Below are 23,268 nucleotides of genomic sequence, written 5' to 3'. Positions count from 1 at the left end.
CACCCACCACATATAAAACCTGTTATTATATTAGTAGTTGCATGTTTTAAATTTGTAATATGGGTCACAAGCTCAGTTACAAGAAAAGAGAGCATCACCGCTATTTACAACTAACGGCGAGGTTCACTGGTTAAAATCCAGTACTATTTATTTTAATAGTAGCGTTTTAAATTTGTAATATGGGTCGTTAGCTCAGTTGGGAGAGCATCGCCCTTACAAGGCGAGGGTCACTGGTTCAAGTCCAGTACGACCCACCATTCTTAGAATGGTGCATATTACATGATATCTAAATGGGTGATTAGCTCAGTTGGGAGAGCATCGCCCTTACAAGGCGAGGGTCACTGGTTCAAGTCCAGTATCACCCACCATTTAGATATAAAACTTTACGGGTCGTTAGCTCAGTTGGGAGAGCATCGCCCTTACAAGGCGAGGGTCACTGGTTCAAGTCCAGTACGACCCACCATTTATAAAATGGTTATCGTAAAGTTTAGTAATTGATTATATGGGGTCGTTAGCTCAGTTGGGAGAGCATCGCCCTTACAAGGCGAGGGTCACTGGTTCAAGTCCAGTACGACCCACCATTTAATCAAAATTATATGTGGGTGATTAGCTCAGTTGGGAGAGCATCGCCCTTACAAGGCGAGGGTCACTGGTTCAAGTCCAGTATCACCCACCACATATAAAACCTCACGTTTAATTAATAATTAGCTCAGTTGAAAAAAAGAGCATCGCCACCCTTCACAAATAATGGCGAGGATCACTGGTTCAAGTCCAGTATCACCCACCACATATAAAACCTTTTAATACCCTCAATCAAACCTTACGTTATATTCTTTAATCGATAATTAGCTCAGTTGAAAAAAAAGAGCATCGCCACCCTTTACAAATAATGGCGAGGGTCACTGGTTCAAGTCCAGTATCACCCACCACATATAAAACCTCTTAGTAATTCTGTTAAAAATAAAATTCAAAAAGCCTCTAAATACGCTAATTCTTTTCCAAACCTGAAACTCTTTTAATGTGTTCCTTGATGGATAATTAAGTTTGAAAAGCATCAACCTAGGCGCTTTACAAAGCTAGGGTCTCCTATCTCTATAAAAATCCTCAAGCAATAACTAGCGCTACCTAAATTTGGATAATCAAGCTGCTTGAAAATTCATAACTGATCAAATAAACGAAGTCTGCGGTATTAAATTTTAAATTCCCTTGTCAGCGACTAGACTGTTTATTATAGTCTCTGATACGTTCATGTGGTCACAAGTCTAATGCCAGCAAAGATTTTTTCTAATGCAAAAATACTTATAGTTGAAGAGCAACCTCTTGCTCAAAGCTATATGAAACAGTCGCTCGAAAAACTTGGCTTTCGACAGCTGCGCTTTGCTGAACATGCAAATTCGGCTAAAGAGCAGTGCACCAGTGAACAGTTTGATCTGATTGTTTGCTCTTTTAATTTAAGTAAGCAGCAAGACGGCTATCAGCTATATGAAGAGTTACGCGTTAAGCGTTTAATAAAAAACTCTACTGGGTTCATTTTTATTTCAGCTGAAACCAGTGGTTCTTTGGTACACAGCGTGCTTGAACTGCAACCCGATGACTTTTTAGTCAAGCCATTCACCATATATGATCTTAAAACACGTATAGAACGAATTTTGCTGCGTAAAAATCATTTACAAGCAATATATAATTTCATTGACGATGGGAATGACTCTAAAGCGCTAAAAGCAATCAATACTGCGCTTGATGAAAAAGGCAATGCTTATAGTGCAATATTATTGCGTTTAAAAGGTGACGCCCTACTTCGCTTAAAACGAGCAGATACCGCAAAAGCTTTCTTTAAATCAGTTCTTGATATTCAAAAATTTACATGGGCAAAGGTAGGTTTAGTTGAAGCATTAATTGCGAATAACGAGCATATTCTTGCGCAAAGAATGCTAAAAACGATGCTGCTACGTCATGAAACACGATTAGTCGCACTCGATTTACTTGGTAAGCTGGAGATTAAATTAAACCAATTTGAATTAGCGCAAGATTTTTTAAGCCAAGCCGTTGATATAGCTCCACGCAATATCGAGCGCCAAAAATCACTTAGCCATGTATCGCTGGTAAATCATGATTATGAAAAAAATTACCTTACACAAAAAGACATCGCCAACTTTGCCAAACATTCGATTCACGATCACCCTGACGTATATTTAAATGCAGCACGGGCGGGTATTGATTTTGCATTAACAACAGATCAAAGCGATCAAATTCAACGTATTTCAAGACAAACCAATAAATACTTAGCTGATTTAAAAAGCCAATTTCCAAATAGTCACAATCAGGCGCAAATAGATGTTTTAAATGCCCGTTTACACTATTTGAAAGATGAGCATCAAAAAGCGAAAATGTTGATTGAGCAGCTCGACGATGACGATAGCCACATTCGCTCTGTAGACGGCGCACTTGATAAAGCAAAGGCATTTCATGAACTGGGGTTTCACCACAAAGCACAGTCATTATTTAACCAAATTATTAGTCATTGTGAACGTCATCCAACAGTGAGTGATGCTGTTTATTTACGTTATATTCAACAACAACAAAGTGAACGCCGTGATATAAAAATGGGCCCTAAAGAGCTGAATAACCATGCAGTTACACAGTTTAACCGTGGTCAATTAAATACCGCTCTTGAAGCATTCACACAAGCATTTAGAGTAATGCCTCGTAATCCAAGTATTGCTTTAAATTTATTGCAGTGTCTATTTGATAGTTCCAAGCAAAATGGCCAAACGTTAAACCTAATGATGGCAAAAAAATGCTATGCGTTACTCAATACGACAACATTAGACAACGAGCAGCAACAACGCTTTAATAAAATAGTACAACAAGCAACGAGTATGGGGCTAACACTTGCTAATCTAGAAGAGCCAGGCAAAACCAAATAGAATAATAAATAGTTTAGATAAGGTGTTGTTTATAAGAATGAGGAATTCAAAATATCGCTGACAAGCGGTGATATGACTTTTAAAATCCAGCCTTACTGGAATCGGATCATGTAAATTCAGTAAGGCATTGGTTATTGTCAATTACGAGCTAATAAATTACACCTTCTTCAATGAGACCGCGTTTATACAATAACGCAGACCACTTGGCATTGGTCCATCTGGGAATACATGACCTAAGTGCGCATCACATACATTACATACAGTTTCTATTCTTTGCATACCGTGGGTCTTGTCACCATTGTAAGCAATCGAGTTTAGTTGCGCGGGTTGAGTAAATGATGGCCAGCCAGTGCCGCTATCAAATTTTTCATCACCATCAAATAATAAGTTATCACAACATACACAGGCGTACTTACCAGGTTCAAACAAGGTGCAGCTATCTGAGCTGTGTGGGCGCTCTGTGCCTTTATTACGAGTCACATAAAAGGCTTCTTCGGTTAATTGTTCACGCCATTGCTGCTCGGTTTTTACTACTTTACGGCTCGGCTCTGGATTGCCTTTATTGGCAAAGTTTAGAATATCATTCCAATTCAACATAACTGACCTCATTGAGTAAGATGGGTTAATTTATTGCTATCCACATTATCATGGTATCGCGCTAATAACATTGTCAGCTTGGATTTATCCGCACTGCACAAAATGGTTTTGTAGGGGGTGAAAAATAATTTTGGTACTGGCTACGGGAATGTTTAAACTCACTAGCTACGTTTATCTGCACTGTTAAACCAGCCATCTCAACAGACTCAACGCCTATTAGTGAGCTAAATAGCTTCAGTACACCAATGACAGATTCTTACTAAGCCTATTTGCTGTTACATACTATATATACCCTGTTGATCACTATTTAGTTTCATACAATGGTAATTAATTTTTTTTCATTTTCAGTCAATAGTGTATTAAAGTATTGTGTTAGCTCTGCTTTAGTTGCCGGTAAGCCTATTGAGCATTGACGCTGTTCGCTGGAGAGAATTAAGAATTGGTCATCATGGCACTGTATTTCCTTGATACTATCAATAAGCAGCCATTGTGGGCCGTGAGTACGGTCAAAAAAACCTGAAAGGGTAAAGACCAAAAGGTGCTGTTGTTCGCGTCGAATAAACTTATCTAGGCTATTACGTGCTTTAAATAGTGGTGTTAGCCGATAACAGCATGAGCTAAATACAAATAGCCATACAGCTATTAACAATACAAACCACGCTTGCTGAAATAACATGGTAAATACACTCAACAATAATAACACGATACCGAAACAGCCGACGATCAGCGCCAGTAATTGATTAATTTTACGCATCAAAGACTCCTTGCAACGTTAACCTAAATTACTTACTTGCACTTTTTTCATCGGTTTCAGGATCGGGCCAATCATTAAAAAACACCGTTAAATAACGACTTTTTGCTAAATATAATAATACCCACAATACCGTCACCATTTGCAGCGCTAAAAACATCGAAAACTGATAATAACTATGAGCGGCTTGAATAATCAGCCAGCTTAAATCTATCGCTGCACATGCTAACAATGGCCACCGCATAAAACGCCACACTCGCGCTAACCATGCTGCACTGTCTGCGCTTTTTTGTGGCCTGCGCAAACAAAAAATTACGGCAGGAATAATGGCTATTGCACCAATAGCCAATGCACTGAAAAAGTCAGCTTTAGATCTAAACACTAATGACATTAAATCAAGCTCAGGACGCCTGCTCAGTGCCGCAATGATCCAAATAAAGTAGGCACGAAGTAATACCAGTAAACTCAAATGAAACGCGATTGGAGTGCGATAGGTGCCATATTTGTCCCAATACTCTGGTCCATAACGCTTCATAACTGGTTTTTCCTCTCGGCTACTACGCCAAGTAATATGAATGCTGCCACGGCTGTAACACCTAACCAGCGCACACCAAAGAACATCAGTAACTGACTTAGTAATGGAGTGACAAATACTACTAACAAGCCAAAACCAAACCCGGTTACCAGTACAAATGCACATACTCTGAGTATAAAGTGGCGCCTTGCTACAAAGCGTTTCGTGGTTTTGATAATCTCATTTGCATACAAAGACACCAAACACACCACCAGTAACAATGCGATATTATATAAGTAAGGCTTTAGCCACTGACCAAAGGTCAGTGCTAAATCCTGAAAAAGCGTAATAATGCTATCCATTATGTTGCGCCAGTAATGCAATTAAATCATCTTCGGTCAGTATTTCAATGCCTAAATCTTGTGCTTTCGTGAGCTTAGAACCGGCTTTTTCACCCGCTATTAACGCATCGGTTTTAGCTGATACACTACCTGAAACTTTCGCCCCTAACTGCTGCAAGCGTGCTTTTGCATCATTTCGATTAAGCTCGTTCAAAGTACCCGTTAACACATAGGTTAAGCCTGCTAACGGTTGTGAGTCTTCACTTGGCGGCGTGAGTTCTGGCCAATGAATACCCTGTTCCAGCAAGGCAGTTACGACATCTAAATTATGTTGCTCAGCAAAAAAACCACGCACATGCTTGGCTACAATTTCCCCAACATCACTAACTTCGACTAACGCTTCAGTTGTTGCCGCAGTTACTTTATCTAGCGTTAAAAAGTGATTAGCTAAATTTTGCGCCGTCGCTTCACCGACTTCACGAATACCTAATGAGTATAAAAACTTAGCCAACGTCGTTTGTTTTGCATCATCAAGTGCTGCTACTAGGTTTTTCGCCGATTTTGGCCCCATGCGCTCAAGCGATTCAAAATGTCCTTGTTTAAGTATGAATAAGTCTGCTGGCGTTTTAATGAGCTCTCTGTCCACCAGCTGTTCAACAATTTTATCGCCAAGGCCATCGATATCGAGTGCTTTGCGTGAAGCAAAGTGTTTGATCGCTTCTTTACGCTGTGCTTGGCACACCAGGCCTCCTGTACAGCGCGCTACGGCTTCGCCTTCAATGCGTTCAATATGGGAGTCACAAATTGGACAAGTAGCCGGAAACTCAATCTCTTTGGCATCTGTTGGACGGCGCTCTAATACCACTTGAGTAATTTGTGGGATCACATCACCAGCACGGCGAATGATCACAGTATCGCCAATTTTTACCCCCAAACGCTCTATTTCATCACGATTGTGTAACGTTGCATTTGAAACCGTGACACCACCAACAAATACCGGCTCTAAACGAGCCACAGGGGTAATTGCGCCAGTGCGCCCTACCTGAAATTCAACATCCAGTAGCTGAGTGATTTCTTCTTGCGCAGGAAACTTATACGCAATCGCCCAACGCGGAGCTCGCGCTACAAAACCTAACCGCTCTTGTAGTGCTTTGTTATTTATTTTGATCACCACACCATCAATTTCATACTTTAAGCTGCTGCGGCGCTCAAGTATATCTTGATAGTAATCCAAAGCAGCTTGCTGGCCTTCGACTAATTTTGTTTCCGGGCAAAGTGGTAACCCCCAGTCAGTTAGCTTAGCCAATTGCTGGTAATGATCACTTGGTAATTCACCATTTGTTACTACGCCAATACTGTAGGCATAAAACATCAAAGGTCGCTTGGCGGTGATTTTTGAATCGAGTTGACGCAAGCTGCCTGCGGCTGCATTACGTGGATTAACAAATACTTTGTCGCCACGCTTTTCGGCTTCAGCATTAAGTTTGTCAAATCCGGCGCTATCCATGAACACTTCACCACGAATTTCAATTTCCTCGGGAAAGTCATCGCCACGTAATTTTAGCGGTACATTACGAATCGTTTTAACGTTAGTGGTAATATTTTCGCCGGTGTGCCCGTCGCCACGCGTTGCCGCCTGCACTAACACACCATTACGGTATAAAATCGATACCGCTAAACCGTCAAGTTTTGGTTCACAGCAAAAGGTCAGCTCATTGTTATCCATCAAACGTTCTTTAATGCGGCGATTAAAAGCGCTGAACTCTTCTTCACTAAAGGCGTTATCAAGTGACAACATCGGCACTTGATGAGTGACTTGCTCAAACTTAGCAAGCGCCGCACCGCCTACTTTCTGGGTCGGTGAATCAGTACTCAAGTACTCAGGATTTGCTACCTCAAGCGCACTTAATTGTTGTAATAAACGATCATACTCTGCATCAGGAATGCTTGGGTTATCAAGTACATAATAATTATGATTGTGATCTTCTAACTGCTGACGAAGTTGCGTTATTTGCGCTAACACTAAAGTGGACATACTGACCTCAAAAAACATAAAAAAGCCACTTAAACGAGTTATCGCCAAGTGGCTTATAAAATTCTTAATTAATTAACTGTATATTGCAGGTGATTAAGCTGAAAAGCGTCTCACTTTTTCAACATAATTGCGCACACTATCAACGGTCATTTCTTCTCGTTGTGAGTCTAAAATAACGGCGCCAAATTCATCTGCTAACTTTTTAGCCGCACTGTGCAACATATTAAATGCAGCAAGCCCGTCACCATCACACGGCAAGGTCATAAACAAGCTAATTCCAGCGGTGCTAAATTGTTCCATATTATCTATATCAAAAGTACCAGGGTTGTACATGTTCACTAACCGAAACAGCACTGGACCATGACCAGCAGGATCTAAATGGCGATTAAAAAAGCCTTCTTCAGAGTACTTAAAGCCAAGTGTGTTTACTGCTGGCAATAATTTGCTGCCTTCCATACTCAAGCCTTCAGGCATTTGAATATGCACAATGATAAAATCACTTGCAGCCGGTTGCTCAGCTTCATCCTCTACGCTTGCATCTGTTGCAGTAGTCACATCATCAACCTCAGCGGCAGGTTCGTCATCTGACGCTGCAAAAGAGTGTGGTTGCTTTTCATCAGCACTGAAGCTTAAATCCCCAAACTGCGGTTCATCACGCTCAGTATGAGATGCTGGCTCAGCTACGCTTTGACGCTCAGTAGGCGCTTGATCTGCAGGCTCAACCCGCTCATCATTAGTCGCAACGGGTGCATCTTTTTTACGAACTGACCATAGGCCATGTATTAATAATCCACCAATGACAATTACACTGATAATGATTAAAACCCATCTTAATTGTTCGGCCATCCCCTCACCTTTTATTATTTATCTACTCAAATATTAATATTTATGCATGTGCCATTTGCACCGCTTGTTCAATATCTACAGCGACCACACGCGAAACGCCCGGTTCAGCCATTGTTACACCCGTCAACCTGCCAGCCATTTCCATGGCAATTTTATTATGACTGATATAAATAAATTGCACCGATTGTGACATTTCTTCCACTAATCGGCAAAATCGCCCAACATTCGCATCATCCAATGGTGCATCAACTTCATCCAGCATACAGAACGGAGCTGGATTGAGCCTGAATATTGAAAATACCAATGATAATGCGGTCAGCGCTTTTTCTCCACCACTTAAAAGGTGAATTGTTGAATTTTTCTTGCCCGGTGGGCGTGCCATTATACTAACACCACTTTCCAGTAAGTCATCACTGGTTAATTCAAGATATGCACTGCCGCCGCCAAATACTTTAGGAAATAACTGACCAAAATCGTGATTTACTTGATCAAAAGTCATTTTAAAACGCGTTTTGGTTTCGCGATCAATTTTTCCAATTGCACCTTCAAGTGTCGTCAATGCTTTGCTTAAATCCTCGACTTGACGATCTAAATACTGGCTACGCTGCTGCGCTTGTTCAAACTCATCAATCGCCGCTAAGTTCACCGCGCCCAAGTCACTTAAACTTTGTCCTACTTTATTAAGCTGTCCTTGATAAGTGTTTATACTGGCGTTTTCAGGGAGCTGTGCTAATACTTCTTTCAAGTTTTGCTGTAACTCACCCAGAGGTTCAAGAGCTGCCTGTGCTTTAATTAATAAGCTCTGCTCTTCGAGGGCAAGTTGTTGTAATTGTTCTTGTAAAAGTACCAGCTCCCCCTGCGACGCTTTAAGCGTTGTTTGTTTATCTACAAGAGCTGTTTTAGCTTCCGTCAATGCACTTTGCAAATTTTTGAGTTCAATGTCACTTTGTTGATGTTGCTCCAACAATAATATTATTTGCTCTGCGACCTCTTCTAATGGGATCACCAACTCTTCAATTTGCGCGGTTAACTCACTGACAGCTTCACTGGCGGTTTCGCTGGCGGTCGTTGCATGCTGTAATTTAGTGTCACTGAGTTGGCATTCACTGCGCGCTTTTTGCTCACTTAGTGTCGCCTGATGGGCAAGCGTTTTATAGTGTTCAAGCTGAGCGTTTGCCTGTTTATATTGCTCATCAGTGTGTTGCTGCTGCACTTGAGCATCATTAAGCGCAACACTTATTTCATCACGCTGTTTTGCCACACTTGCTATATGTTGCTGTTGTTCAAAAACTTTATTCTCTATGCTCGTGTGTTCAACGTTTAACTGCTGTAGCTTCGCTTGTAATTTATGTTGTTGATTCTGAAACTGCTGTAATTGCTCTTTGAGCATATCGCGACGAGTGCTTCCTGAGGCCACTTGTTGAGCAAGCTGATGTACCGCTGCTTTTAACTCTTCGCTTTGTGCCTTCAATTGCTCACAGACTCGCTGTTGTTCTGTAAGCTTATTGCTTTGTATAGCTAGTTCGTCACTGAGTTGAGATGCTAACTGGGTTGCTTCGGCCAACTGTTTATGTTTGATCAGCAACGAATTTTCTGCACTTTTACTGGCTTGTTGATACCAATTGCGACCCTGAATATTACCTTGGCGATCTATCACTGCAAGCCAATACTCATCCGCTAAATCATTATATTCAAAATCATTTTTATACTTAATACGATGTAATAAATCAGGGTAAACCCCTTGCTCTATAAACACCGCTAATGAGCTTTGCGGTGCGGTGTCGGTAGTTGGCCATACTCCGTTAGGTGTTGCTATAGATGACACATTTAATTGTTCAAGCCCTTGTAATGCTTGTTCAACCACATGCTCAAATCCAGTACGTACAACTAACTGTGCCAAAACATCGCCACTACCTTGCGCTGGAGTATCTGCGAGTATTGTATTCAAGCCTGCTATTTTGGCTTTATTCTCGTTTTGTTGTTGTGCTAGTGTTTGATGTGCATCTTGGCAGGTGCGTAACACGGTTTGAGCTTGTTGATGATTACTATTTACTTTGTTTAAGGCAGTTTGTTTTGCTGCTAACTCTTGCGTTAGTGACTGCATTAACTGCTGCTGCTGCGCTACTTGTTCAGCAATTGGGTTTTCTGCCAGCTCTATTAATTCGCTTTCTAATGCCGTTTGCTGGTTTTTAATATAGTGCAAATTTTGCAGCTGTTGATCTGCTATATTTTGTTGCTTGCTATATTGCGTATTAATAGCCTGAAACTGTTCATTAACTCGTTGCCAATCAGTAGCACTGCGCTGCTTGGCACTGTGCAACTGTGCCACCGCGTCGGCCATCTCAGTGACTTGTTCTGTACATATTAAAGTATGTTCAATTGCCTCTTGTAACGCATTTTGTAGCTCATCAGTATGGTCTTTTTGTTGTTGTTGCAGCTGCTGATTTTGTAACTGCAACTGTTGCTGTTTGATCAGATTGTGACTAAACGCTTGTTGTTGTTGTTTTAAGTTTATTTGCTGTTGCTCAGCACGAGTCAATTCAGTGTGCGTTTGGTGCTGGGCTTGCTGCGCATCATTGAGTTTTTCAAGTTGCAATTGCACTTGGTTTTCAAGGCTTGCTAGTACATCGTCATGACCTGAATGAGCAGTTTTAAAAAAGCTAATTTGCTCATTCAGCTTGGCCATTGTGTCGGCTTTAGTCACTTGTTGCTGATGTAGCTTTTGCCATTTTAAGACCGCTAGTTGCCCTTTTAAAGTGCGCTCTTGGGTTTTTAACTCGCGGTATTTTTTTGCTTCAACTGACTGTACTGCCAGTTTATCAACTTGTGCTTGCAGCTCTTGGCGAACATCGAGTAAGCGTTCAAGGTTTTCGCGGGTACTTTTGATCCGGGTTTGCGTTTCACGACGGCGCTCTTTGTATTTTGAAACGCCTGCTGCTTCTTCTAAAAACACCCGTAAATCTGCCGGTTTACTCTCAATTAAACGCGAGATCATGCCCTGCTCGATAATCGCATAACTACGCGGACCAAGACCTGTGCCTAAAAATATATCGGTAATATCTCGTTTGCGGCATTTACTGCCATTGAGAAAATACAGCGATTGCCCGTCGCGTGTTACCAAACGTTTAATCGCCACTTGATTTCGATCGGCAAAAGTATTCGGTAAGTGCCCTTGGGTATTATCAAAAATCAACTCAACCGACGCTTGAGAAATAGGTTTGCGATTGGTTGAGCCATTAAAAATAACATCGGTCATGGCATCGCCACGCAGATTTTTAGCAGAGCTTTCGCCAAGCACCCAACGCACAGCATCGATGACATTAGACTTGCCGCAGCCGTTTGGGCCAACGACACAGGTCATTTGATCTGGGAATGGAATTTTAGTGGGCTCTACAAAAGATTTAAAACCCGCTAATTTTATGGTGCTCAAACGCATCTAATTGGTTTACCGATTGTTATTGTTATAGCTTGAGTATTTAATTTAACCGTTCTTGACGATAAAAGTAAGTACAGGGATTAAGCTTGGCGTTTAAAATTATCTAAAATAATACCCGTTGCCATGGCTACATTGAGAGATTCTGCACCACCAAAAGCGGGGATGGTTATTTTATCTGTTACCAATGCTGCGCAAGCTTGACGTATTCCATGAGACTCACTACCCATTAACAAAACACCTTGGCCTGTAAATTGAGTTTTATGCACGCTTTTTCCATCTAAAAAAGCGCCATAAATAGGTAAGTTTAAACCACTTAAGTACGCAGGCAACTCAACTTGACTCACTGAGACTCTAACAAACGAGCCCATAGTGGCGCTAATAGTTTTAGGGTTATAAGCATCGGCACTATCTGTGCTGGTGACAATATGCTTGATCCCATACCAATCAGCTACTCTGATAATGGTACCTAAATTGCCTGGATCAGATACGCCATCAAGGGCTAAGATTAAACCGCTTGCCTGCGGTGCACTCGCTGTTGGCATGTCAACTATCGCAATAGCTGCATTATTACTCACTAAAGTACTTGCTTTAGTTAACACATCTTCATCGGCTTCAATCATGTTTACGTGAGTAAACTGCTGCTGGAACTGCGCAATAAAGGCTGCTGTCGCAAATATATCAATAATTGTTAAACCACTTGCCAATAACTCAAGTACGTTTTTTTCACCTTGCACAAGGTATTGATTATGTTGCTTTCGGTACTTTTTTTGACCTAATGCACGAATTAACTTGAGTTGGTTTTTTGAAATCATAACAGCCCCATAAAATGATGGGCACAGTATAGCAGATTTAACATCGAGTTCTGAACTTGAAAAAACCTCACAGGATCAATTAATGCTGTTTGCGCTGCGTTCAAAAGTCATATTAATACGGATAAACATACCTTTAATGGCTTCAAGCTGATATGTATCACTCACATGTATCATCAGTTCGTTGTAAAGCTCATCACAAGCCATTGTAAACGTATCATCGCACTGGCCTTTTGTAGCCAGCAAAAAGGCTCTAGCCAGTGAGCTTTGCCACCGTTGTAAATATTTAAGCTGATTATCACCCACTGCCTGTTGGCAAATTGAGTGTAAACGCACCGACGCATGACCTAGATTAAGCCCAGTTAAAGCAAGATCGGTAATAGCACGTGATTCTGAGCCTTGATCATAATTGGTTAAACGCAGTAACCGATCAGCCATACGTCGGTTATACCAAAGAGCGGGTGAGCTATGTTGATGAATTTCTGATAAATCTTTATAGGTTGCTTTAAACACGCGATGCACTAACAACTGCACACTCGGACCTGTAAATAGTTGGAAAATCCAAAATAAAATACATACTCCAAGAAAAATAGCCAAAGCTGAGCTGAGCGTATAATTGATTGAAAACGCAAGGCTCATGTCAGTACTGGGCTTAACTAAAATCGTAAATGGAATACAGAACCCTAGCCCGTAAGGTAACGTTTGCTGATCGCCTAGTAGCAATAAGCCAATAAAATATGGCCCAGCTAACACCAACAATAATATTTCAAGTTGCCCACCACTTTGTGATAATAAGTTTAAAGCATAAAAAATAGCCACAAACGAGGCTACCACAACACCAACTAACAATCGCTTCATAACTATTTGTAAAATTGCCAGCGGGATACGGGCCAACATAATCGAAAAAATAACGGGTAAAATCATGATCAATAATGCAGCGGATGATCCAGTATTAACCCAAATAAATGCCCCGATTGAAAATACCAAGCTGGTTCGAAACCCAACAATAATACCTGCTAATGGATCTCGGTATGTCAACATGCTCGGAGCATTAAGCAGTGTTTTATCTCGTTGCTCTAATGCTTTATATGCCCGCAATAAAATTGTTAATTCATTCGCGATATCTAAACTGACATTTAAAATGTGTGATTCAAATGGCAGCTCACAGGTTTGTTGCGCCCGGTGATCAGTTAATGCGCGCCGCAACTGTTTGACTTCTTTAGCACAGTATTCAAAGCAGTCTGATTTTTCTATTAGCGTAAACATATCTTTTAATTGCTTGATTAACTCAGTAATCTTTGGTGTGATTTGTTCAGGATGATTACGCTGTAAGCGCCCCATTATTTGTACTAAGGCAAGAAGAGATAAAACTTTTTGTGCGATTTGATTGGCAGCCCTTGAACGCCCTGGACCTTTTGGCCCTTCGTAGCGAACTGCACTTGAGTCTTCACTAATACTGCCAAGCGTTGCCATTATGCGATCTATTTGCTGATGACGGTTTTCAGAAGAGCCCGCTTTATCAAGCTCAGTTACCAAATAATGTAACGTTTGATTAATGACAGACTTTGCCTGCGTTTGTAAGAGCTGCTTGACCTTAACAGGCCATAATAGATGGCTCACTAACCCTGCGCATACCGAACCGACTATAATTTCACTTACTCGTGATTGCGCCACCGCGAAGATACTTTCACTACTGACCGTTGCTGGGTTTACCATCACTAACAAAATAATGATAGCAGCCGTTACGCCGGCCATAGCAAATGCGTAAACAAAATTTGCTTGGCGCACCATAGCTGACAATGCAGAGTTTAAACCGAGCCAAAAAGCCAATCCACCCAGCGCTAAATAAGGGTAAGCACTGAGCTGAGTGAGTACTAAAATACCAAATAGGCCACCCACCAAAGTGCCTACAATCTGACAAAGCGCTTTTTCAATAACGAGACCACTTTCAGGGCGGATCTGTAAAAACACCGCAGAAACAAGTGCCCAATAAGGTCGATCTAGATTTAAATAAATGGCAATTGTCAACGACATTGCCATGGCAATCACCCCTTTTAATGCAAACTTGATAGCCTGTTCTTTGGGGCATAGAAGATTATTTAAAACAAGATGCAAAACTAATACCTATTCCGTAGCAAGGTGAATAGTCGCTGTCATACCTGCGCTTAGCTGGATCCCTTCTGGCAAAGCATCTAGCTTAATATCAACCGGAATACGCTGCGATAAACGTACCCAATTAAATGTCTGCTGCACTTGAGGTAAAAGTTGGTTATTACTTTGCGTATTGATATTCGCGATTGCTTTACCAATACTCACTACCTGACCGGTTAATGGCTTTGTATCGCTCAGTAATTCTATTGTCGCTTTTTGATTGGTGTGGATCAGTGGGATTTTGGTTTCCTCAAAATAGCCTGTTACATAAAATGAATCTGATTGAACAATAGCAAACACAGGCGTGCCCTGTGCAACATAATTGCCTTGGCGTAGATTTAAATTAATAATTTGCCCGGCAACTGGAGCCGTAACTTGCGTGCGAGATAAATTTAATTGCGCCACCGTTTGATCCGCTTTCGCTAAGTCGTAATTTGCTTTGGCAATTTCAGTACTAATGCGGGTCGCTTCTAAGCTTTCCTCACTGATAGCTTGTTGAGTATTTAATGCTTTACGTCGTTCATACTTATGTTTAGCCAGTTCCCAGCTATATAAACTATTGTTAGTATTTGCTTTACTTTTATCATAAGCCGCCTGATAACGTTGTTGGTCAACACTAAAAAGCAGTTCACCTTTTGCAACTTGCTGCCCATCTTTGACATTTAATTTTGTTACCCAGCCTGATACATCTGGCACAATAGTAACAATATCAGCTCGAATGCGACCATCGCGTGTCCAAGGTGTGTGCATATAATCAGTCCATACCCAACGGCCTGCAAAAATAGCCGCGATAATAACGACGATAGTAAGCATAATACGTAAATATCTAACCATTCTATTTATCTTCCACTTAATAAAAAGACACTCAAGGCGAGAAAACACATAAATAAAGACACTTCAAACCAGGCCACTTTCCAGATGCGATCATGCCAATCCAAACGATGTAAAATAAAGCGAGTCAAAGCGGTTAAAATAAATGCCATTGGGAAATAAATCACTAACGGGCTAAATTCTAAGCCGCCAATAACTACAGCGTGGTGCATAATCAATCCCCTGTTATATGTACTTTGACAACAAACTAAAAAGCATCACAAGTAAAATTTTTGCGACAGTGTCTATCAATATAGTAGCAGCTAATTATCACATTATCTTACTTAACATGCTGTTAATAGCGGTAATCGTTACACCATACTCAGCAAATTAATCAGTCGCGTTATATTATAAATTAAGCTTTAAGCAAAATATTGAGGATAATAAGGATCTGGTAAATAAAAAACGTGCCTAGAGCACGTTTTGAGGGATTACTACTGGAGCTATTGCTCAGTATTTATTTTTATAGGTCCACAAATGCAGTAGCTCACTGGCAATGGTGGCTGCGGCAATCGCAGTAAGTTCACTTTGGTCGTACGAAGGTGATACTTCAACAACATCCATACCAATCATATTAATGCCTTTAAGGGCACGTAATATCTTAAGTACTTTATCTGATGTTAATCCACCACATACCGGTGTTCCAGTACCTGGGGCAAACGCCGGATCTAAGCAATCAATGTCAAAAGTGATATACACAGGTAAATCACCTACTCTCGCTTTAATCTGCTCAGCAATCGTTTGCGCCGATAAATCATTGGCCGCCATCGCATCAATCACTGCAAACTCGTGTTTGCTTTGATCAAAATCAGTACGAATACCAATTTGGATACTATGATCAACATCAATCAGCCCTTCCATCGGCGCATGGTAAAACATGGTGCCGTGGTCGTAGCGTGAGCCATTGCTATAAGTATCAGTATGGGCATCAAAATGCACCAACGCCATTTTACCAAAGCGCTTAGCGTGCGCACGTAACAACGGTAAAGTTACAAAGTGATCGCCCCCTAAACCTAAAATTGCTTTACCTTGGCTTAAAATACCCGCAGCAGCTTGTTCAAGCTTAGCGGTAAAGTATTCAGCGTCACCGACAGGGTAAGTAAAATCTCCAGCATCAGCCAGTTTTAGGCGTTCGAACAATTTGAACGTCCATGGGTATTTTGTTTCTTCCCATGCTAAATGCACTGATGCACGACGAATCGCATCAGGGCCTAAACGAGCACCTGGACGTCCTGAGGTTGCCATATCAAATGGCAAACCTAACACCACAACATCAGCATTGATGTCAGTAATATTTTGTACCATTGGCTGACGTAAGAACGTCATGCCATTGGAATACAATGAGTGATCTGGATGATCAAACAAAGTGGTCATATTAAAGCTCTTCTAAATAAGTATAACCGTCTAAACCTGCTTGCAATTCATCAAGTACACTTTGCTGCTCGTCTGCTGGTAATTTTGCAGCCACCAGCTGTGCGTACGATGATTGAAAACCTTCTACATCAAGGTGAACATAGCGCATCATGTCAGCTACAGTGTCACCTTGGTTTATTTCTACAATACTTGCATCGCCTTGCTCATCCATGTGTACCATTGCACTGTGGGTGTCGCCAAATAGGTTATGCATGTCACCTAAAATTTCTTGGTATGCACCCACTAGGAAAAAGCCCATTAAATAGGGTTTTTCAGCACTAAATGCCGGCACTGGTAAGGTGCTCTCAATGCCTTGCCCATCTACATAGTGATCTAGTGCACCGTCAGAGTCACAGGTAATATCTAACAATACTGCGCGTCTTTGTGGTGCCTCAGTTAAGCCACTTAATGGCAATACCGGAAACACTTGGTCGATCCCCCACGCATCAGGCAATGACTGAAACAATGAGAAATTAACAAAAAACTTATCCGCCAAACGGGCATTAAGTTCATCTATTATCGGGCGATGAAAACGGTTTTTGTTATCCATGTGTTTATTAAGCTCATAACACACACGTAAATTTATTTGCTCAGCCCAGGCGCGTTGAGTTAAATCTAATAATCCCATCGCAAACTGGTTATGTGCTTCAGCTAAATCACCTTGGCTATCATGATATATCTCAATTAATGCACGGTCGTCTGTCAGCACATGAAGTTGCTGCCACGACAGCCACATGTTATTAAGCAATAATGGCGCGTCATCTGCTGGCGCTTGAATTTCTTCAGGCTCATAACTTTCAGTGCCAATCACATTAGAGATAAGCACTGCATGATGCGCTGTTAATGCACGCCCAGACTCAGAAATAATAGTCGGGAATGGTTGCTCGTACTGCTTACAAATATCACCAATGGTGTAGACAATATTATTTGCATACTCAGCTAAGCTATAGTTCATCGAGTTGTGAGACTGGCTCCGTGTGCCGTCGTAATCAACCGCTAAACCGCCACCGACATCTAAACATTCAATTTGTGCACCGAGTTTGCGTAGTTCACAATAAAAACGCGCCGCTTCGCTAACACCTAAACGCACATCGCGAATATTCGCCATTTGCGAGCCTAAGTGAAAATGCACCAACTGAACTAAATCAAGTTGATCAGTCTCTTTTAAACGATTAACAACATGTAATACTTGTGAAGCGGATAAACCAAATTTTGATTTTTCACCGCCGCTAGCTTGCCATTTTCCTTTACCCTGCGACGCTAAGCGCACGCGAATACCAATACGCGGTTTTACGTTCAGCTCTTTAGCTTGGCTTAGTACCATGTCCAGCTCAGACAGTTTCTCAAGTACGATGTACACTTTATGGCCTAACTTTTCGCCAATTAATGCTAAGCGCACATATTCTTTGTCTTTGTAGCCATTACAGACAATCACTGCACTGGTTTTTTCAGCTAATGCCAATACTGTTAATAGCTCAGGCTTGCTGCCCGCCTCTAAACCAAGTTGTTTCTTTTCTACGTTCGCTTGGCTTGCCACAATTTCTTCGACCACTTCGCGCTGTTGGTTTACTTTAATTGGATAAACAAGCAAGTAATCTTTTGGATAACCATAGCTTTCAATCGCAGTATTAAATGCAGCACATAAGCTGTGCACGCGGTGATGCAAAATTTGTGGAAAACGAACCAACGCAGGTAAACTCAAGCCTTTATCTTCAAGTTGTTTTGCAATATCAATAAGTGCGATGGTTTGCTCTGGGGCATCAGCCTTGGGCGCAACATACACATCACCTTGATCATTAATACCAAAAAAACCTTGGCTCCAATGACGAACATTGTAACTCGTGCGAGCTTGTTCTAGTGATGTTGTCTCTTTCATTTATCTTTCTCTTTTATTTGATGAATGCCTTGCGGCTGTTGCGCGCATTAAAGGAAAAATAGCTTATCAAGTCCAACAAGTATTTTTGCTCGTAACGAGTGAGTTTTAGTGTCGATAACAACGGCCCTTTTAGTTGTTGGGCACTGGAGTATTTAGTATAAAAAATAGAAGGCTGAAAAGGGAATATATATAAAAAAGTTAGCCGAAAACGTGACTCTCAATGATAAAAGTGGCGCTGACCAAGGCCATTTACGACTTATATCCGTTTATAAGCCGTAGTTGTGTAGGAGATTAAATCGATGAAGTAATCAAAAACTAAAACACAAAGCGTAGGCAGTTTCTAGCCACTAATTAGCCTTCTTGACTGAGCCCTAACTCCATAAACAAGCTATGTGGATTATCGGTATAATTACCAAAACTTGTACAGCGTTGAAAACCTAAATTTTCATACAGACTAATCGATTCAGCCTGTTTCGGGCCTGTTTCTAACCGGATCAAAGGGATCTCTTCTTCGCCAGCATGATGCAATAAAATTTGCATTATACGCCGAGACAAGCCTTTACCACGATGACTTGGTTTGACATACAGACGGCGAATTTCACCATAAGGTACTGTGTCAAACTGTCTGACAATCGCACCACATGCAACAATACCCTCCTCGCTTTTTAAGCCAATGGCGTAAACATTAGCTTGACCAAGCTCACTCACCGACAGCGATTGTGCCGTGGCTACTGGGTACAGAGAATTTATAAGCCTATCGATATCAGAAAAAACATTAATCACATCCGGATCATCAGGGGTTAAGTCGACTAACTGCATAAAAGCTCTAATTATATTTATTGTTTGATAACAAACTATACCGAATTGTTGCAAATGAACAACCCAGAACTTTGGATTTTTCATTTATTTGCTATCTTATTAGTCACAACTTTGTCGTATGTCAAAATAACAACACTTAGCTATTTTCTAAAAAGTAGCAAGCACGTCAAAATAATAGTTTGCTGTGGTGTTAAACGTTAGCGCCTTTTATAAAGTACGGGTTAAAAAATAGATTAACGACTAAAGTTTTAACGCCCTGCGTCGATAAATAACTAAGTTAACGTTAAAGGAATAACAATGAAACTCCCCAATCTTGGTCAAGCGCAGCAAATAGCTTTGCAAACGGTGTCGGCCAATCGCGCCACGGAGTTTAAAGCCGCCGCTTCTCTTGTCGAACCACACGATCACTTTTCAACGCTCGAAGACGCAGCAAGTACGCCCCTTTATGATCCATTTAAAGGCCGCAAACTTAATCAAGATTACACCCCCTCTTCTTATATTGGTATGAACCGTTATAGAGTCACCTCTAGCACCACCATTAACATAGGTGAACCGATTAAAGAGCCGACCTATCGCTATGGTGACTTTACAGATCCCGATGATATAAATGCTTTTTTAGATCAAGTAGACCGGCTTGAAGGTGAACATAAATTTATGTTCCAACACCTAAAACCAACACAAGAACTACTTGATTTGGTGCAAAAAATGAGTGATGAAGAGCTTGCTGTATTTAGTCAATTTGTTGTTACAACATCTAGCTATCACTTTGGCACAGAAAACAACAACAACAGTGCACAGTTAATTTCATCTTTAAGCAAACTGTCAGATGATGCCTTGAGCAGTACCCTTGCAACAATGGATAAATTATTACAACAAGGGAATGATTATAAGAAGCCGGTGTCACCATTAGGTGAAAATGAGCATGGTAATGAAAGAGTCGAAATGATCAGTATGCCTGAAGCCATAAACTGTTTTAAATCAAACTATAAGGCTAACAGTGCAAAATATGAATTGGCAAATGACTACACCAATTTATTAATAGAAAAAAACCTCAGCGAAGATCAACTTATGCAGTTAAATGACCACTTATCTGACAGTACGCTTACACAAAGCAGTGGTATCATCGACATGATGAGCTTAGTTAAAAACCATCAAACGGATGATGTATTGGCAATGCTCAATGAAGTTGATAAAGACCAAGAACCTAACTTATTTAGTTACCTTGCACAGCAAACTAATTATCAAGCCAATAAGCAGTATTACCAAATGGATAATGGTAAGTTTGTTGCACAGCAAGATAATATTAGCTCTGACTCTAATAGACGTGAGCTTTATAACAATATCCTAAACGCCTATAACGACATTGGCATGGGCTGGATAAACGATGCGCTAGAGCAATTCACAGGGAGTCCCGCACAGATCCAAAACGAATTATGGCAAACACTACTTGATGATAAAGAAAAAATGCCCGAGCAGTTTACTCGCTCAGATTCAGTTGAGGCATGGGCAATAAATAATATTGCTCGGATAGAAGGCGCATTCCACGTAACACAAATGAATAAAATTTATGATTATAATAGCGAGCGACTAGTTCCTGAATTAATCGGTGATCTTACCTTTTACAGCAGTGGCAACATTCGTAGTTCAGTAGATAGTGAAGAGCCACAATCAGCTGAAAATCAACCGTAATTAAAGAACTTACGGTGCTCTGCTCCGGCTAAGTTGGCATTCACCTTATTAGGGTGTTTATACTCACGCCAGTTTGCCACATTACGGCCAACATTTAATTTCGCAAAGTCAGTATCGCCATCTGGCGACATTCCCAAAAACTGTTTTAGCTTCAACAGGCCGCCAGGTTCGCTCACATCTAGCGATAAGAAATCATCACGATCTTTAAAATACTTAAATACCGCCTGCTGATGTTTAGTATAACAAGCAGCCAAATCGCGCTCACTCAACGGGTAAATAGAGGGAAACGTTTGATGAAAGCTGCGCTTTAGAACCGGGCTAAAGTGCCCTGTTTTAAGATCAAGATGTGGCGCCATTTTTTCAAGCAGCATCGTGATGGATGGCAACCATGCTTTTAGGTCTCGGTTTAAATAAATAAACTTAGCACCAGGAAATAACCCGTCTAAATGCATATAGTCACTAAAACACGGTGCGTCAGATATAGCATCAGCTATTTCAAACGCTTTTTTAGTAAACGCGGTATGCGCAACCAACAAGCCCATTTCTAACAACGCAACACTGATGCTCGTGGTGCCGGTTCGAGGCAGACCGATAATAAATATCTTAGACATCTAACGTCACTCATTTTTAAAAGGCTGCTAGTATATACCTAAATGACAGCATCACCCACAGAGCAACAACATAGTTAAGCGGTAGTTTAACCGCAAGCTCCCTTATTTATTATCCATATTACTACGGTGCCCATAACTCAATACTCGAGTAATTTCTAATTTGTCGCCTAAGTCATGCCAAAGCATCACAAAATCAGCTTTACCGTCACATTTATTGCCGCCATTTTGACAGAATATGTGAGTTCCTTTGGTCATCACACCAAAATCTTTAATGGTAAACACTTCAAACGTGCCGCTGACCAACTCCCGCGTATACTTGCCACATGCATATTGTTTAGTATTAGCTATCATGGAATTGCGATCCCAGGTAACTCCACCGTTATCATGATAAAACTCAACACCTTCTGCGAAGTAGCTAGCGTGCTTAGCAAGTTGTACTGGGTTATTACAATGATTAAAAGAATCAAAAAGTGCTGTATCTAAACGCATCATTTTACTTTGCAAATCAGTAACATCAGCCTGACTTACCAGCGGCATTAGTAACAATGCAAACAGATATAACTTTTTCATAGTCATTTAAAGCTTCCTGCGTAATAAACGAGCCGATAACATCTCTCGTTTAATTTATTATTGTTGATATATAAACCATATCCCAGTGTTTGTTGCGATTCAATCAGTAACTCCGATTTTTCTATCAATATAAAGATAATGCTTTTTAGACCATACACTCTATTGCTCATTAGATATTAAACACTTTGTTACGCAAAAATACTGTTCAAAATATCTGAGCAATTTATACTGAGGGCAATGTCGATATGATCAGAGGTTTTAGCGTGCAGTTTACACAAGGTATGGAATATTTTTTTTCGGGCTTCAAATTAATTACCCAAAAAGGCTTGAAGCGATTTGTATTTATTCCTTTATTAATCAATATCGTGCTTTTTGGTAGCTCATTATTCTTTTTATATGGCTGGCTTACCGATGGGTTTGCTTATTTAAATGATCTATTACCAACGTGGTTAAGTTGGCTGGAGTGGCTGATGTGGCCTATTGCAGTATTAGTGATTTTATTTAGCTACAGTATGCTGTTTTCGGTGATCACTAATTTCATCGCCGCGCCCTTTAACGGCTTACTCAGTGAAAAAGTAGAGCTGTATTTAACAGGTCAAAAAATTAATGATGATGGCTTAGCGGAGATAGTGAAAGATGTGCCACGAATGCTTGGCCGTGAGTGGACTAAGTTGTGCTATTACCTACCACGTGCCATTGGCTTTTTTATCTTACTGTGGATATTGCCTGTTATCGGCCAAGTGTTATGGGTGATGTTTACCTGTTGGATGTATGCCGTGCAATACAAAGATTATCCGTTTGATAATCACAAAATTTGCTTTAAAGAAATGAAAGAAGACTTAAAACAAAAACAAACTCTCTCGTATGGATTCGGCTTAGCCGTATTGTTGCTTACAGCCATTCCTATCGTGAATTTAATTGTTATGCCAGTCGCTGTGTGCGGCGCAACTCGCTTGTGGGTTGATCAATACCGCCCTAAGTATCGCGAATAAAACGCTCAGAGGGGACGACAA

19 protein-coding genes and 5 tRNA genes are annotated in these 23,268 nt (G+C 40.8%); 8 read left to right on the top strand and 16 right to left on the bottom strand.

What is annotated here, in order from left to right; all coding sequences use genetic code 11:
• Window positions 1-181 precede the first annotated feature (181 nt).
• The 6 genes from H5201_RS11490 (at window position 182) to H5201_RS11465 (ending at window position 2,927) form a co-directional block, all read left to right on the top strand.
• A tRNA-Val gene (locus H5201_RS11490) sits at window positions 182-257 on the top strand.
• A 35-nt stretch (window positions 258-292) separates the two neighbouring features.
• A tRNA-Val gene (locus H5201_RS11485) sits at window positions 293-368 on the top strand.
• Window positions 369-387: 19 nt separating this feature from the next.
• A tRNA-Val gene (locus tag H5201_RS11480) sits at window positions 388-463 on the top strand.
• A gap of 42 nt (window positions 464-505) precedes the next feature.
• Window positions 506-581: transfer RNA gene (locus H5201_RS11475), tRNA-Val, on the top strand.
• Window positions 582-600: 19 nt separating this feature from the next.
• A tRNA-Val gene (locus H5201_RS11470) sits at window positions 601-676 on the top strand.
• A gap of 589 nt (window positions 677-1,265) precedes the next feature.
• Window positions 1,266-2,927 carry a tetratricopeptide repeat-containing response regulator gene (locus H5201_RS11465; protein WP_182719191.1) on the top strand — a complete coding sequence of 554 codons (1,662 nt, stop codon included), beginning with the start codon at window positions 1,266-1,268 and terminating at the stop codon, window positions 2,925-2,927.
• 156 nt (window positions 2,928-3,083) lie between these two features.
• Here H5201_RS11465 and msrB read toward each other — a convergent pair whose 3' ends face one another.
• The 14 genes from msrB to H5201_RS11395 all read right to left on the bottom strand — a co-directional run bounded on the left by msrB (window position 3,084) and on the right by H5201_RS11395 (window position 19,385).
• Entirely contained in the window at window positions 3,084-3,524 is a 441-nt protein-coding gene (gene msrB, locus H5201_RS11460) for a peptide-methionine (R)-S-oxide reductase MsrB (RefSeq protein ID WP_145240697.1), read from the bottom strand.
• Between the two features lie 313 nt (window positions 3,525-3,837).
• Window positions 3,838-4,278: a hypothetical protein gene (locus tag H5201_RS11455; protein ID WP_149980697.1), complete on the bottom strand. Its 441-nt coding sequence runs from the start codon at window positions 4,276-4,278 to the stop codon at window positions 3,838-3,840.
• Window positions 4,279-4,306: 28 nt separating this feature from the next.
• Entirely contained in the window at window positions 4,307-4,810 is a 504-nt protein-coding gene (locus H5201_RS11450; protein WP_149980698.1) for a DUF2919 domain-containing protein, read from the bottom strand.
• Window positions 4,807-5,151, bottom strand: coding sequence for a DUF3392 family protein (locus tag H5201_RS11445; protein WP_145240691.1), 345 nt, complete (start codon window positions 5,149-5,151; stop codon window positions 4,807-4,809). Before H5201_RS11445 ends, H5201_RS11450 begins: the two co-directional genes overlap by 4 nt.
• A complete protein-coding gene (ligA, locus tag H5201_RS11440) occupies window positions 5,144-7,165 on the bottom strand; it encodes an NAD-dependent DNA ligase LigA (RefSeq protein WP_182719190.1) in 2,022 nt (673 codons plus the stop codon). Before ligA ends, H5201_RS11445 begins: the two co-directional genes overlap by 8 nt.
• Before the next feature lie 93 nt (window positions 7,166-7,258).
• The gene (gene zipA / locus H5201_RS11435; RefSeq protein WP_149980700.1) at window positions 7,259-8,011 is read right to left on the bottom strand and encodes a cell division protein ZipA; all 753 of its coding nucleotides are present in this window, start codon (window positions 8,009-8,011) and stop codon (window positions 7,259-7,261) included.
• Between the two features lie 40 nt (window positions 8,012-8,051).
• Entirely contained in the window at window positions 8,052-11,447 is a 3,396-nt protein-coding gene (locus H5201_RS11430; RefSeq protein WP_182740332.1) for a chromosome segregation SMC family protein, read from the bottom strand.
• 80 nt (window positions 11,448-11,527) lie between these two features.
• Window positions 11,528-12,259, bottom strand: a complete 732-nt coding sequence (locus H5201_RS11425; RefSeq protein WP_149980702.1) for an RNA methyltransferase — start codon at window positions 12,257-12,259, stop codon at window positions 11,528-11,530.
• 75 nt (window positions 12,260-12,334) lie between these two features.
• Window positions 12,335-14,371 carry an FUSC family protein gene (locus tag H5201_RS11420; protein ID WP_182784628.1) on the bottom strand — a complete coding sequence of 679 codons (2,037 nt, stop codon included), beginning with the start codon at window positions 14,369-14,371 and terminating at the stop codon, window positions 12,335-12,337.
• 9 nt (window positions 14,372-14,380) lie between these two features.
• Window positions 14,381-15,241, bottom strand: a complete 861-nt coding sequence (locus tag H5201_RS11415; protein ID WP_149980704.1) for an HlyD family secretion protein — start codon at window positions 15,239-15,241, stop codon at window positions 14,381-14,383.
• 5 nt (window positions 15,242-15,246) lie between these two features.
• Window positions 15,247-15,450 carry a DUF1656 domain-containing protein gene (locus tag H5201_RS11410; protein ID WP_149980705.1) on the bottom strand — a complete coding sequence of 68 codons (204 nt, stop codon included), beginning with the start codon at window positions 15,448-15,450 and terminating at the stop codon, window positions 15,247-15,249.
• Between the two features lie 277 nt (window positions 15,451-15,727).
• Complete coding sequence (gene speB, locus H5201_RS11405; protein WP_182740335.1) at window positions 15,728-16,651, bottom strand: agmatinase; 924 nt, start codon at window positions 16,649-16,651, stop codon at window positions 15,728-15,730.
• A gap of 1 nt (window position 16,652) precedes the next feature.
• Window positions 16,653-18,566: a biosynthetic arginine decarboxylase gene (gene speA, locus H5201_RS11400; RefSeq protein WP_145240667.1), complete on the bottom strand. Its 1,914-nt coding sequence runs from the start codon at window positions 18,564-18,566 to the stop codon at window positions 16,653-16,655.
• A gap of 351 nt (window positions 18,567-18,917) precedes the next feature.
• Window positions 18,918-19,385, bottom strand: a complete 468-nt coding sequence (locus tag H5201_RS11395) for a GNAT family N-acetyltransferase (RefSeq protein WP_182740336.1) — start codon at window positions 19,383-19,385, stop codon at window positions 18,918-18,920.
• Window positions 19,386-19,682: 297 nt separating this feature from the next.
• Here H5201_RS11395 and H5201_RS11390 point away from each other — a divergent pair, with 297 nt between their 5' ends.
• Window positions 19,683-21,074: a hypothetical protein gene (locus H5201_RS11390; RefSeq protein ID WP_182784627.1), complete on the top strand. Its 1,392-nt coding sequence runs from the start codon at window positions 19,683-19,685 to the stop codon at window positions 21,072-21,074.
• Here the strand turns inward: H5201_RS11390 and H5201_RS11385 are convergent.
• Together H5201_RS11385 and H5201_RS11380 are read right to left on the bottom strand one after the other, a co-directional pair.
• On the bottom strand, window positions 21,065-21,685 hold the full coding sequence (locus H5201_RS11385) for a sulfotransferase (RefSeq protein ID WP_182761978.1): 621 nt from the start codon (window positions 21,683-21,685) through the stop codon (window positions 21,065-21,067). The genes H5201_RS11390 and H5201_RS11385 overlap by 10 nt on opposite strands.
• A gap of 102 nt (window positions 21,686-21,787) precedes the next feature.
• Window positions 21,788-22,261, bottom strand: a complete 474-nt coding sequence (locus H5201_RS11380; RefSeq protein ID WP_259398179.1) for a nuclear transport factor 2 family protein — start codon at window positions 22,259-22,261, stop codon at window positions 21,788-21,790.
• A gap of 275 nt (window positions 22,262-22,536) precedes the next feature.
• Here H5201_RS11380 and cysZ point away from each other — a divergent pair, with 275 nt between their 5' ends.
• Window positions 22,537-23,247, top strand: coding sequence for a sulfate transporter CysZ (gene cysZ / locus H5201_RS11375; protein ID WP_220493291.1), 711 nt, complete (start codon window positions 22,537-22,539; stop codon window positions 23,245-23,247).
• Window positions 23,248-23,268 lie beyond the last annotated feature (21 nt).

The organism is Pseudoalteromonas sp. SG43-6 (genome assembly GCF_014164365.1).
GTDB classification, from domain to species: Bacteria; Pseudomonadota; Gammaproteobacteria; order Enterobacterales; family Alteromonadaceae; genus Pseudoalteromonas; species Pseudoalteromonas rhizosphaerae.
This window is presented reverse-complemented; position numbering and strand designations above follow the sequence as displayed.

Coding starts and splice junctions, on each gene's coding strand:
- cysZ (WP_220493291.1), top strand. CDS start 22,537: ATGGAATATTTTTTTTCGGGCTTCAAATTAATTACCCAAAAAGGCTTG.
- H5201_RS11385 (WP_182761978.1), bottom strand. CDS start 21,685: ATGTCTAAGATATTTATTATCGGTCTGCCTCGAACCGGCACCACGAGC.
- speA (WP_145240667.1), bottom strand. CDS start 18,566: ATGAAAGAGACAACATCACTAGAACAAGCTCGCACGAGTTACAATGTT.
- H5201_RS11410 (WP_149980705.1), bottom strand. CDS start 15,450: ATGCACCACGCTGTAGTTATTGGCGGCTTAGAATTTAGCCCGTTAGTG.
- H5201_RS11450 (WP_149980698.1), bottom strand. CDS start 4,810: ATGAAGCGTTATGGACCAGAGTATTGGGACAAATATGGCACCTATCGC.
- H5201_RS11455 (WP_149980697.1), bottom strand. CDS start 4,278: ATGCGTAAAATTAATCAATTACTGGCGCTGATCGTCGGCTGTTTCGGT.
- H5201_RS11380 (WP_259398179.1), bottom strand. CDS start 22,261: ATGACTATGAAAAAGTTATATCTGTTTGCATTGTTACTAATGCCGCTG.
- H5201_RS11430 (WP_182740332.1), bottom strand. CDS start 11,447: ATGCGTTTGAGCACCATAAAATTAGCGGGTTTTAAATCTTTTGTAGAG.
- H5201_RS11415 (WP_149980704.1), bottom strand. CDS start 15,241: ATGGTTAGATATTTACGTATTATGCTTACTATCGTCGTTATTATCGCG.
- H5201_RS11425 (WP_149980702.1), bottom strand. CDS start 12,259: ATGATTTCAAAAAACCAACTCAAGTTAATTCGTGCATTAGGTCAAAAA.
- ligA (WP_182719190.1), bottom strand. CDS start 7,165: ATGTCCACTTTAGTGTTAGCGCAAATAACGCAACTTCGTCAGCAGTTA.
- H5201_RS11395 (WP_182740336.1), bottom strand. CDS start 19,385: ATGCAGTTAGTCGACTTAACCCCTGATGATCCGGATGTGATTAATGTT.
- msrB (WP_145240697.1), bottom strand. CDS start 3,524: ATGTTGAATTGGAATGATATTCTAAACTTTGCCAATAAAGGCAATCCA.
- speB (WP_182740335.1), bottom strand. CDS start 16,651: ATGACCACTTTGTTTGATCATCCAGATCACTCATTGTATTCCAATGGC.
- H5201_RS11465 (WP_182719191.1), top strand. CDS start 1,266: ATGCCAGCAAAGATTTTTTCTAATGCAAAAATACTTATAGTTGAAGAG.
- zipA (WP_149980700.1), bottom strand. CDS start 8,011: ATGGCCGAACAATTAAGATGGGTTTTAATCATTATCAGTGTAATTGTC.
- H5201_RS11445 (WP_145240691.1), bottom strand. CDS start 5,151: ATGGATAGCATTATTACGCTTTTTCAGGATTTAGCACTGACCTTTGGT.
- H5201_RS11390 (WP_182784627.1), top strand. CDS start 19,683: ATGAAACTCCCCAATCTTGGTCAAGCGCAGCAAATAGCTTTGCAAACG.